Below are 12,040 nucleotides of genomic sequence, written 5' to 3'. Positions count from 1 at the left end.
CATGAGCATGACCCCCGAACAGGCCGCCTGGTTCCACGGCACCTTCACGCGCCTCGTCGACAACATCGACAAGGCGGTGCAGGGCAAGCGCGAGATCGTCGGCCTCGTGCTGTCCGCGATGCTCGCCGAGGGCCACGTGCTGCTCGAGGACGCCCCCGGCACGGGAAAGACCAGCCTCGCGAAGGCGCTGGCCTCGACCGTGCAGGGCACCAGCACGCGCATCCAGTTCACGCCCGACCTGCTGCCGTCCGACGTGACCGGCGTCACGATCTACGACCAGCAGTCGCACCGCTTCGAGTTCCACAAGGGCCCGATCTTCGCGTCCATCGTGCTGGCCGACGAGATCAACCGCGCCTCGCCGAAGACGCAGTCCGCTCTGCTCGAGGTCATGGAAGAGTCGCGGGTAACCGTCGACGGCGTCACCCATGAGACCGGGCGCCCGTTCCTCGTCATCGCGACGCAGAACCCCATCGAGCAGGCGGGAACGTACAAGCTCCCCGAGGCGCAGCTCGACCGCTTCCTCATCAAGACGTCGATCGGCTACCCCGACCTCGCGGTCACCGAGAGCATCCTCGCCGGTGCCTCTGACCGCAACCCCTCGGCCGGCCTCTCGGCGATCATCACCACCAGCGCGGTCGCCGACATGGCAGACCTCGGCGCCTCGGTGCACGTCGAGCCCGCCGTGCTGCGCTATGTCGCCGAGCTGGCTGAGGCGACGCGTGAGGACCCGGCGATCCGCCTCGGCGTCTCGGTGCGTGGAGCCATCGCGATGATCCGCATCGCGAAGGTCCGTGCAGCCTCCCAGGGGCGCCACTTCGTGCTGCCCGACGACATCAAGGCGCTCGCGCGTCCGGTGTGGCAGCACCGTCTGCTCCTGGATGCCGAGGCGGAGTTCGCCGGCACCTCGAGCGACTCCGTCATCGCGCGCGTGCTCGAGAACGTCGCCGCACCGCAGGCACGAGCAGCGGCCTGATGACGACGGAGGCACTGCCGACTGCGGCCGCGCCGATCGACCGCGACGCCGGCTGGCGTGACGTCGCGGCGGTCATCGGCGCGCGCATCCTGGCGCGCCTCCGTCTGATCGCCGCCGCCATCCGACCGCTCGCCTGGGTGCTGATGGCCCTCGCGATCGGCTTCTGGATCCTCGGGCAGGTGGCCGGATGGGCCGAGTTCACGATCGCGGCGGTGGTCATCGCCCTCACGGTCGCGCTGTGCGCGCTCTTCTTGATCGGTCGCACCGCCTACGACGTCTCCCTCGATCTCGCCCGCACCCGGGTCGTGGTCGGCGAGCGGGCTGTCGGCGCCCTCACCCTCGCGAACCGCGGTGCACGGGCGATCCTCCCGTCCAGGGTGGTGCTGCCGGTGGGCTCCGGCCGAGGAGAGTTCGGCATCCAGCGACTGGCACCGGGGGAGGAGGCGGAGGAGCTCTTCGCCATCCCGACGCAGAAGCGCGGAGTCGTGAAGGTCGGCCCGGTGAGCGTCGTGCGTGGCGATCCGCTCGGACTGTTCGAGCGCGCCCATCGTCGGGACGACCCCGTCGACCTCTATGTCCACCCTCGTACGGTGCTGTTCGACGGTCAGTCGCTCGGCTACCTCCGCGACCTCGAGGGGCTGCCCGCGGCGGATCTCTCGCGCGATGACGTCTCGTTCCATGCCCTGCTCGAGTACCAGCCGGGCGATGACCTGCGCCACGTGCACTGGCGATCCACCGCGCGCACCGGCACCATGATGGTGCGCCAGTACGAGGAGACCCGCCGCTCGCACTTCGTGATCGGCCTCTCGCGCTCCAGCGGCGACTACGCCACCGACGAGGACTTCGAGCTGGCCATCTCGGCCGCCGGATCGATCGGCCTCCGGGCCATCCGCGATTCGCAGCGCGTCGACGTCAGGGTCCAGGGGCGTGAGCTGGCAGCCGGCACCGGCAAGCAGCTGCTCGACTCGCTCTCGGCCGTCGAGAGCTCCAAGCCCCGCGACGGGGGCATCGACCACCTCGCCGGAGTGCTCGCGAGGACCATGCCGCTCGCAAGCGTCGTCGTGCTCGTCTGCGGCTCGCGAGTGAGCACGGACGATCTTCGGCTCGCGTGCTCGCGACTCCCGTACGGCGCCAAGGTGATGGCGGTCGTCGCCGACCGGTCGGTCTCGGCACCGGCACTTCGCCGGATCGGCGATGCGGATGTCGTCACGATCGGCGCGCTCGAACAGGTTCCCCTCGCACTGCAGAAGGTGCTCGCATGACCGCTCTCGCCACCGAATGGGGCGGACTGCCGCTCCGACGCTGGATCCTCGATGTGAGTGCCACGGCGCTGCTGATCGGCGTCTCCATCGTCGGGTTCTGGCCCACCTTCGCCGGCCCCTCCTACCTCCCCGGCACGATCGGCGCGCTGCTCCTCGGGCTCGCCGTCGCGGTCGTCGCCGCGTGGCGTCGCTGGGGCATCCTGATCGTCACCGGCCTGACGATCGCCGTCTACTTCGTCTTCGGCGGCGCTCTCGCACTCCCGCACACGGCGATCTTCGGGTTCATCCCGACGATCGACACGCTGCAGCGTCTCGCGATCGGCACCGTGACGTCCTGGAAGCAGCTGCTCACGACGGTCGCGCCGGTGTCGACGGCCGACGGGCACCTGCTCGTGCCGTTCCTCCTCACCCTCGTGGTCACGGTGCTGACGGCATCCCTCGCCCTGCGCCTCGGCCAGGTCGCGTGGGCGCTGCTGCCGGCCGGCGTGATGCTCGTGATGGTGATCGCCCTCGGCACCCCCGAGCCCGCGTTCCCCGTGCTGCAGGGACTCGTCTTCGCAGTGCTCTCCATCGCGTGGCTGGCGCTGCGTCAGCTCTGGGCACCTCAGAACGCCGCGATCTCGGTCAGCGAGGTGGACTCTTCCCGTGCCTCGCACATGCGTCTGCGCCGCCTGATCGCGGGCGCGGCGGTGCTCGCGATCGCCGGTGGCGCCGGTGTCGCGACGAGTGCGATCGCAGCCCCCGTGCAGCCGCGCCATGTCTTCCGCGACGTGATCATCCCGCCGTTCAACATCCGCGATTACCCGAGTCCGCTCCAGGCGTTCCGCAAGAACGTGCGCGACGAGGCCGGGGACACGCTCTTCACCGTGAGCGGTCTGCCGAAGGGCGCCCGCATGCGGATCGCCGTCATGGACCAATTCGACGGCATGGTCTACAACGTCACCGACGGCGGCCCCGGCTCCTCGAGTGCGTTCGGCCCCGTCCGCACCAACATGTCGCCGGATGCCGAGGGCATCCCGGTGACCCTCAAGGTCGAGGTCGACGAGTACCGGAGCGTCTGGCTGCCCGATGCCGGAGCCGTCTCGCAGATCGAGTTCACCGGCGAACGTGCGGAGGAGCTGCGGCGGTCGGCGTACTACAACGTCGAGACCGGCACCGCGGTCGTCACGTCGAAGCTCGCGGCCGGCGACACCTACACGGTGGACACCGTGATCCCGAGCGAGCTCGACGACACCCAGCTCGCGGAGGTGAAGTTCGGCACCGTGCCGCTGCCGACGCAGAGCAACGTGCCGGAGGAGCTGACCTCGCTCGCGTCCGAGACGGTCGCCGATGCGGAGTCGCCCATCGAGCAGGTGCGGGCGCTGGAGACCTTCCTCGCCGACGGCGGCTTCTTCAGCCACGGCCTCGAAGGAGAGGTGCTGTCTCGGGCAGGGCACACCGCCGAGCGCATCTCGACGCTGATCGGCGGCGACCAGATGATCGGCGATGACGAGCAGTACGCCGTGGCGATGGCGCTCCTGGCGCGTGAGGTCGGCATCCCGGCGCGCGTGGTGATGGGGTTCTACCCGGACGAGGACAAGGAAGGCGAAGCGGTCTTCGAGGCCACGGGCGACAACGTGCACGCCTGGGTCGAGGTGAACTTCGAGGGAGTCGGCTGGCTCACCTTCAACCCGACGCCGCCGGAGGACAAGGTCCCCAACGACCAGAACACCAAGCCTCGGGTCGACCCCAAGCCGCAGGTGCTGCAGCCGCCGCCCCCGCCGCAGGAGCCGGTCGATCTTCCTCCGACGCTCCCCGACGACCGCAAGGGCGACGACGAGACGCTCAACATCCTGGGCATCATCGGCACGATCCTCGCGATCGGCGGGATCTCGTTGGCGATCCTCGCGCTGCTGGCGTCCCCGTTCATCCTCATCGGCGCCTGGAAGGCCGCCCGGAGACGCGCGAGGCGTCAGGCGGAGCGTGCGGCCGACCGCATCAGCGGCGGATGGGACGAGCTGGCCGATCGTGCCGTCGACTACGGCGCGCGGATCGCTCCCGGTGGCACGCGGACAGAAGAGGCGGCGACGGTCGCCGAGACCCTCACGCTTCCGCAGGTCACCACCCTGGCCCAGCGGGCGGATGCGGAGGTGTTCGGCCCCTCGGAGCCGAGTGCCGAAGACGTCGAGGCGTTCTGGGCGGAGGTCGACACGATCGTCGGCGGCCTCGGCAAGGACGCCGGATTCTGGAAGCGCACGAAGGCGCGTCTGAGCCTGAGGTCGCTGATGGGCGGCACCGCCGTGTCGACGGGGCTGCAGAACCTCAAGGACGCCGCGGCCGCGCGCGTCCGGCGCGAACCTGGCACCATCAAGAGCAGCACTCGTACGACGACGTCCACCTCACCCGAGAGCGAGACACCATGACTCAGGTCCCGTTCGGCCAGATCGCGCCGATCTCCCGGCGCGCGATCGCCTACCTGATCGACGCGCTCATCGCGGGGGGCATCGGCACCGTGCTGACGATCGTGCTCGTGATCGCCGCCAACCTCTCCGGCTCGCTCGAAGGCTCCGTGGCGACGCTGGTCATCGGAGGACCGATCATCAGCCTCGTCCTTCTGGGCTGGTTCGTGTTCTACACGTTCATGCAGGCCGGTGCCGGGTCCATCGGCATGCGCACGCAGGGCCTCCGGCTGATCTCCGAAGACGGGACTCCTCTCGGATTCGGCCGCGCCCTTTTGCGCAACGTGATCTTCGGGCTCGCCGCGGGGATCGTGGTGGGGTACTTCACCCCGCTGTTCGACGGCTCCGGTCGCTTCCAGGGCTGGCACGACAAGGTGGCGAGGTCGCTGATGCTGGATGCCCGTGGCGAGGGCGCCTCGCACGCGCCGCGTCCCTCGGATGCGCACGCAACCGGCACAGCGCAGGTCGCACCGCCGGTTGCGCAGGGAGCGCCGCCCGTTCCGCAGGGAGCCCCGCTCGCGCAGGGCGTGCCGGCCATCCCCGGCATCCCGGTGCCGCCGTCCGTACCCGCTGCCCCCGGCATCCCGGTTCCGCAGAGCGGCGCGCCTGCTCCGTCGTTCGCACGGCCTGACGTCGCACCGGCTGCCCCCTTCGGAGCGCCTCCCGCACCCGGGTTCGCGGCGCCGGCAGCTCCCGGGTTCGCGACGCCGGCAGCTCCGGAGTACGCGGCTCCGGAGTACGCGGCTCCGGCGGCACTCGAGTATCAGGCCGCCCCGCAGCCCGCTGCCCCGGTCCTCTCCGACGCACCGGCCGCATCCGCGGCACCGGCCGCATCCGCAGCACCGGCCGCATCCGCTCCGGCGGAGGCACCGGCGTACAGCTCTCCGGCGGCACAGCCGGCCGATGACGGCGGACTCATCGCGTATGTCCCCGGCATCACGGTGGACGCGCCGCCGCCGCGCACGGCCGACCAGGGCGCGTCGTCGCAGCAGGCCACGCCGGAGCGACCGGCTGCTCCGGCATTCGCGACACCGGAGCCGGCGCCCGCGTTGCCCGCTGCGCCGGCATTCGCCGCGCCTGCTGCGCCGGCATTCGCCGCGCCTGCTGCGCCTGCTGCACCTGCCGCACCGCCCGCCCCCGCCGCGCCCACCGCCGGCATCGCCGCTTCCGCAGACGCTCCCGAGGAGGACGATCTCGAGGAGACGCGCATCAGCATCCCTGGTCATCGACTGGTCTTCACCTGGGACGACGGGACCCGCGTCACGGTGTCGCGACGCACGGTCTTCGGACGCAATCCGGGCCCCGAGGACGGTGCGATCCTCGTGCCGGTCCGCGACGAGACGCTGTCGCTCTCGAAGACGCACTTCGAGGCCGCCGCCTCGACCTCCGGCGGCTGGATCCTCGACCGGTACTCGACCAACGGTATGACGATCGTGCGCGACGGACAGCGCATCGCCTGCCCCGCGGGCCAGCGCGTGCCGGTGCGCCTGGGAGACGCGATCGAGATCGGCGATCGCATCGTGACGATCGGGGGATACGCATGAGCGTCGCCTTGGCGGTATCGACCGGTGCGGCGACGCACACGGGTCTGCGTCGCACCCTCAACGAGGATGCTTTCCTTGCCAGCGCCCCGGTCTTCCTGGTCGCCGACGGCATGGGCGGTCACGAGGCGGGTGAGCGAGCGAGCGCCGCGGTCATCGAGGAGTTCTCCCGGCACATCGGACAGCCGGCACTCGCGCTCGACGAGGTGCGCGACGCCGTCGCGGTCGCACGGGCCGAAGTCGAGTCGCTGTCGACCTCGAGCAACGGGCGCGCCGGCACCACCCTCAGCGGCGTCATCATTGCCACGGTCGACGGCATGGGCTACTGGCTCGTGCTGAACATCGGCGACTCGCGTGTCTACCGCCTGGAAGACGGCGATCTCGAACAGGTCAGTGTCGATCACTCGGTGGTCCAGGAGCTCGTCGACTCCGGGGAACTGCGGCCGGAGGATGCGCAGACCGATCGTCGACGCAACATCATCACCCGCGCGATCGGCGCGGGCAGCGACGGTGAGGTCGACTACTGGTTGTTCCCCGCAGAGATGGGCGACCGGATGCTGATCTGCTCCGACGGCCTGTCGTCGGAGCTCACCGACGGGGCCATCCGGGAGATCCTGATGGTCGAGTCCGATCCGCAGCGCGCCGCCGATTTCCTCGTCTCCAGCGCGGTGCACGCCGGCGGACGCGACAATGTGACCGCCGTCGTCATCGACGCGATCTCCGTCGCCTCCCGCCCGGGCACCCTCGTGGAGACCGACGAACCAGACATCGCGGATACGCGTCCGCGCGAAGCCGCAGGAGGAGTCCGCTGATGCGTGTGACCTATCGTCCGGGAACGTGGAACGCCCTCGTCCGCGAGCAGGCACTGCTCGTCCTCCCCGCCACTGCTGACGCCGCACTGGTCGCCGACGCCTGGACCGGATCCGACGGCATCCGGGAACTCGGAGCCCTCGTCGATCTGCTGACCTCGCGCTCCGGAGGATCCCTGTCCTCCGTGCCCGACTTCGCCGCCGTGGTGATCGCCGGACAGGACGTGCGCGTCGCTGTGCGCGGCGTGCCCGAGATCGTCGTCGAGACCGCAGAGGGCCAGACGCGCATCACCGGCACCGACGTGACGACCTGGAACGAGCGGCTGGTCCGCGGGGCGACCCGCGTCGATGTCGTCGTCGAGCCCGCGGATGACGCCGAGCTGCCGGTGATCGCCGGAGTCGTCCGTGCGGGCGCGCTGGTGCTCGACATGGCGGAGGACTCGCACGCCGGCACCTCAGGCCCAGCGTCAGCCGGGATCTCCGCGGATGCCGCCCCCGTCGCCGCCGCCGAGTCTGCCGCCGCGCCTGCAGCTGCAGCGCCCGTCGGTCTGCCGACGGTCGGGGCCGGTGCGGCGGGCGGGAGCGGCGTGGCGGTCCCGCCTGTTCCCACCCCTTCGGTGGCCATCCCGCCGGTCGCGGTCCCTCCGGTTCCCGTGCCCGCGGTGGCTGCCCCCGCCCCCGCCGCCGCAGATGAGCCCAACATCGAGGACACTCTCCTTCCCGAGCCGGACCCGGCTGACGGTGACGATGCCGAAGTCGAGGATGCCGACGCCGCGCGTGCTGTCCCAGACGACGCGGAGGCCGAGGGCGCCGCGGCGGACAGCACCGACGCCCCCTCCGACATCGACGAGTTCGAGATGCTCTTCGGACAGACGATCCACCGCCCCGCATCCGAATCCGCCGTGCCACCCGCGGACTCGGACCTTCCGGCGGACGTCGCCGTCACGGGCGACCATGACGGAGCGACCATCTCGGCGGCCGAGGCGAGGGCGCTCCGCAAGGACGCCGCACCCGTCTCACCGGAGGCACCGACCGTCGCGCTCGACGTCGTGCCGAGCGAGGGGCGCATCCGTGTCTCCACAGGACAGGTGGTGACGCTGGATCGCACGGTCATCATCGGCCGACGCCCGCGGTCCACCAGGGCGAGCGGAGCCAACCTTCCGCACCTCGTCGCGGTCGAGAGCCCGCAGCAGGACATCTCCCGCAGTCACCTGGAGGTGCGCCCCGAGGGCGACACGGTCGTGGTCATCGACCTGCACACCACGAACGGATCGACTCTTCTTCGCTCGGGCTCCGACCCCGTGCGGCTGCACCCGGGTGAGCAGACGATCGTGATCTCCGGCGACGTGGTCGACCTCGGCGACGGAGTGACCGTCGCGTTCGAGGATCTCCCGTGAATCGGCGCCCCTCGCCGCCGCCCGAGCTGCCCGGCTTCACATATGTGGAGCCGCTCGGCACGGGCGGCTTCGCAGACGTCTTCCTCTACGAGCAGCAGATGCCGCGACGCAGGGTCGCGGTCAAGGTGCTGCTCGCCGACCGGATCACCAGCAGCGCGGCGCAGGAGTTCGCCGACGAGGCCAACGTCATGGCGATGCTGTCGACGCATCCCGCGATCGTCACGATCTACCAGGCGGGAGTGGCCGGCGACGGGCGTCCGTACCTCGTGATGGAGTACTGCCCGCGGCCGAACCTGCAGCTGCGCGCGCGCAAGGAGCCGTTCTCGGTCGCCGAGGCCCTGCGTGTCGGCGTGCAGGTCGCGGGTGCCGTCGAGACCGCGCACCGCGCGGGCGTCCTGCACCGCGACATCAAGCCGGCCAACATCCTCGTCACCGAGTACAACCGCCCGGCTCTCACCGACTTCGGCATCGCGTCGACGACCGGGGCCACGGGCGAGGCGTCTGGCGGCATGTCCATCCCGTGGTCGCCGCCCGAGTCGTTCGCGGATCCGCCCCAGAGCGGACCCCGCACCGACGTGTGGGCGCTGGGGGCGACGCTGTTCACCCTGCTCGCCGGGCGCTCACCGTTCGAGAGGCCAGGAGAGCGCAACTCCAGCGCCGACCTCATCGAGCGCATCGAACGCGCCGCGCTGCCCTCGCTCGCACGACCGGATTCCCCCGAGAGTCTGCAGCGCGTGCTCGAGCGGTCGATGGCCAAGAACCCCGACGCCCGCTACCCCAGCGCCGTGGCTTTCGCCCGAGCGCTGCAGAAGGTGCAGATCGAGCTGTCGCACTCGGTCACCCCGATCGACATCGTCGACGACCACCCGCCGGCCGAGGACCTCGACGATGACGGCGACGGCCTGACGCGCGTCAGGGAGATCGTCAGCATCGATCCGGACGTCGGATCCTTCACCCGGCCGTCGGCGGCGACGCAGCCCAAGGGCACCGCGTTCCCGACTCCCGATGTGCCGCGCTTCGACAGCCCGGATCCCGTCGACGAGGCCACCCAGCTCCGGACGCCGGGCGCTGCCCCGGTCTCCGCGCCGGACGACGACGATCGCACGATCGCGCGCGGCCCCGTCGTCGTCTCCCCGCATCCGGCATCGTCCGCGGGGGCGCCTGTGTCCCCGTCGTTCACGTCGCCGTCGCCGCAGCCCGCCCAGAGCTCGCCCGGGCAGACCTCGCCCGCGGCGACTTCCGCCGCGAAGAACTCCGGAGCCGGCGCGGGGGCCACAGCAGCGGCTGCGACCGCTGATGCCCCCGACCGTTCGGCCCGCAGCCGTCGCGGACGCACGATCGGACTGGTCGCCGCCGGCGTCGTCGTGGTCGTCGGTGCCATCGTCGGCCTGAACCTCATGGTCGCGAACATGCCCACGCCCGAGCCTGCCGCCACGGGCGACGAGGTCGACCCGAAGGACATCGTGTCGGATGTCGTGCCCAAGGTCTCGGACCTCGAGGGCACCCGCTCCGGCGACACCGTCACCTTCACCTGGACCAACACCGACGAGCTCGAGGGTGACAGCTTCATCTGGATCCCCGTCGACCTCACCGGCGAGGGCACACCCTCGACCACGACCGACACGACGGTCACGATCACGGATGCCGCGCCGGGTCAGGTGTGCGTCGATGTGGCGCTGCGTCGCGACGACGGACGCGCCTCGGAACCGGTGCGGGGGTGCGTGAAATGAGCGGGACCGGCACGGTCACGGTCGAGTTCGCCGGCGAGTACTTCACCATCGAGCCCGGCAGCAGGTTCACCGCCGGGCGCGAAGGCGACCTGGCGATCGACGACAACCTCTTCCTGCATCGCAGCTTCCTCGAGATCGCCGAGTCCGGCGGCCTCTGGTGGCTGTCGAACATCGGCTCGCGGCTCACGGCATCCGTGACCGACCGCACCGGCGGTGTGCAGGCCTGGCTGTCGCCCGGTGCCAGGCTGCCCCTCGTGTTCGATGCGACGACCGTCGTCTTCAGCGCCGGTCCCACGACGTACGAGCTCGTCGTGCATGCCACGCAGCCCGCGTTCCGCCCGACCCAGCGCGAGAGCACCGACGGCGACTCCACGATCGGCGACGTGCCCCTCACGGCCAGCCAGCGGCTGCTGATCCTCGCCCTCGCCGAGCCGCAGCTGCTGCGCGACGGCACGGGTATGAGCGAGATCCCCACCTCCGCGAAGGCGGCGGCCCGCCTCGGCTGGACCGTCACGCGATTCAACCGCAAGCTCGACAACGTCTGTGACAAGCTCGACCGCATCGGCGTGCCGGGGATGCGCGGCGGACAGCGCTCCTTCGCCACCAACCGCCGGGCTCGCCTGGTGGAGTACACGATCGCCTCGCGCCTGGTGACGCGCGAGGACCTCGCCGAACTCGACCGGCCGCAGGGCACCGAGGACGAGGATGCCTGACCGCGCCACGGAGCACTCGCCGTGTACGAGCTGAGCGCACTGGGTCTCTCCGCGGTCCAGGAGGACGAGTGGCGTGACTACTTCGGTCGGGGGCGGGCGTTCGCCGCGCCCCTCGACCGGGATGCCGTCCGTCGGCGGATGCGCGTCAACGCCGTCGTGATCGGGGTCGCGTCCGCTGTCCTGGCGTTCGCCGCGGCAGGGCTGTTCGCCGTGCTCTTCCTGCATTTCGGCGGACCGGTGACGGTGCTCCTGTTCGCGCTGCTCGTGATCGCGGCCGGCGTCCTGCTGCTGCGCTTCGCCCTGCTCCGGCGTCGACTGCGCGGCGGGCCGGTCTCGGGTGACGACTATCTGGTGGTCAGTGCTGAGGGCATCCGTCTTGCCGGTCACGTCGATCTGCCGTGGTCGTCCGTCATCGGCGGGGTCGGGTTCGATGATCGTGATGCGGCCGTCCCGTTCCTGCGAGGCCCGGCGGCCGCGGTCGAGCGTGCGGCCGGACGCGTGCAGTCCGAGTTCGTGCTCGGCGTCCGCGGGGTGCGTGCGCTGCGCGACGCGGCGCCGCGGGAGCTGCACGGACTCTTCGAGGTGCTCGGGACGCACGGCGGCATCCGCATGCCGATCGATACCATGGTCGCGCCCGAGAACGTCCGGGCGTCGCTCGCGGCGATCTGCATCGCCGGACTCCGCGCCGGCGTCGATGTCGAGGTGACATCGGACAGGGCGGCGATCTACACCAGAACGGTCGCCCTGCTCGGGCCCGAGAAGTCTGCCCCGTCCACGTCGGGGCAGGGATGAGAGGGAGATGATGGCCGACCTGCGCGCCAGCCGATGTGAACAGCTCGTCGACCCGGTGACGGCATTGACCGTCGCCGTCGTGTCGTGCAACGAGCGCATCCCGCAGAGCTTCACCGACGTGATCCGTGCCGCCGAGGATGTACGCGCGATCGCCGAGCTCGGCTCGGCCGGGGTCGACAGCTCCGATTACGTCGAGTGGGCCGCCGGGGCGCCGGAGACGCTCGGCTCTCTCGTCGAGGCCGCCGAGGCGAAGGACTCGAAGGGGGTCTGGGAGGCGTTCTCGCACCCGCAGTACGGTCTGCACCGCGTCGCTGCCGCCTGCAACGGCCTGCCGAAGTGGGCGCCGCCGGCGGGGTCCGAATTCGTCTGAGTTGCTCAGGAGCCC

At 71.0% G+C, this 12,040-nt stretch carries 10 protein-coding genes; all 10 read left to right on the top strand.

The genetic code is table 11. The annotated features are described in order from the left end of the window. The first annotated feature begins 1 nt into the window (after position 1). Genes ACESK8_RS00440 through ACESK8_RS00395 form a run of 10 tightly spaced genes read left to right on the top strand, consistent with a single transcriptional unit; the run spans position 2 to position 12,025 of the window. Positions 2-973 (top strand): MoxR family ATPase, encoded by a 972-nt coding sequence (locus ACESK8_RS00440; protein ID WP_060928622.1) that lies wholly within the window; start codon positions 2-4, stop codon positions 971-973. Continuing rightward, the gene (locus tag ACESK8_RS00435; protein WP_372966813.1) at positions 973-2,235 is read left to right on the top strand and encodes a DUF58 domain-containing protein; all 1,263 of its coding nucleotides are present in this window, start codon (positions 973-975) and stop codon (positions 2,233-2,235) included. Before ACESK8_RS00440 ends, ACESK8_RS00435 begins: the two co-directional genes overlap by 1 nt. Next, entirely contained in the window at positions 2,232-4,637 is a 2,406-nt protein-coding gene (locus ACESK8_RS00430) for a transglutaminaseTgpA domain-containing protein (protein ID WP_372966812.1), read from the top strand. The genes ACESK8_RS00435 and ACESK8_RS00430 overlap by 4 nt, the downstream gene beginning before the upstream one ends. Then, on the top strand, positions 4,634-6,217 hold the full coding sequence (locus ACESK8_RS00425) for an RDD family protein (RefSeq protein ID WP_372966811.1): 1,584 nt from the start codon (positions 4,634-4,636) through the stop codon (positions 6,215-6,217). The genes ACESK8_RS00430 and ACESK8_RS00425 overlap by 4 nt, the downstream gene beginning before the upstream one ends. Further along, positions 6,214-7,026 carry a PP2C family serine/threonine-protein phosphatase gene (locus tag ACESK8_RS00420; RefSeq protein ID WP_372966810.1) on the top strand — a complete coding sequence of 271 codons (813 nt, stop codon included), beginning with the start codon at positions 6,214-6,216 and terminating at the stop codon, positions 7,024-7,026. The genes ACESK8_RS00425 and ACESK8_RS00420 overlap by 4 nt, the downstream gene beginning before the upstream one ends. Then, entirely contained in the window at positions 7,026-8,420 is a 1,395-nt protein-coding gene (locus tag ACESK8_RS00415; RefSeq protein WP_372966809.1) for an FHA domain-containing protein, read from the top strand. The genes ACESK8_RS00420 and ACESK8_RS00415 overlap by 1 nt, the downstream gene beginning before the upstream one ends. Next, on the top strand, positions 8,417-10,150 hold the full coding sequence (locus ACESK8_RS00410; protein WP_372966808.1) for a protein kinase: 1,734 nt from the start codon (positions 8,417-8,419) through the stop codon (positions 10,148-10,150). The genes ACESK8_RS00415 and ACESK8_RS00410 overlap by 4 nt, the downstream gene beginning before the upstream one ends. Continuing rightward, positions 10,147-10,863: a hypothetical protein gene (locus tag ACESK8_RS00405; RefSeq protein WP_372966807.1), complete on the top strand. Its 717-nt coding sequence runs from the start codon at positions 10,147-10,149 to the stop codon at positions 10,861-10,863. The genes ACESK8_RS00410 and ACESK8_RS00405 overlap by 4 nt, the downstream gene beginning before the upstream one ends. Before the next feature lie 21 nt (positions 10,864-10,884). Continuing rightward, positions 10,885-11,655 (top strand): hypothetical protein, encoded by a 771-nt coding sequence (locus ACESK8_RS00400; RefSeq protein WP_372966806.1) that lies wholly within the window; start codon positions 10,885-10,887, stop codon positions 11,653-11,655. Positions 11,656-11,665: 10 nt separating this feature from the next. After that, positions 11,666-12,025 carry a hypothetical protein gene (locus ACESK8_RS00395; RefSeq protein WP_372966805.1) on the top strand — a complete coding sequence of 120 codons (360 nt, stop codon included), beginning with the start codon at positions 11,666-11,668 and terminating at the stop codon, positions 12,023-12,025. Positions 12,026-12,040 lie beyond the last annotated feature (15 nt).

The sequence above is a fragment of the Microbacterium sp. genome (assembly GCF_041641055.1).
GTDB lineage: Bacteria > Actinomycetota > Actinomycetes > Actinomycetales > Microbacteriaceae > Microbacterium.
This window is presented reverse-complemented; position numbering and strand designations above follow the sequence as displayed.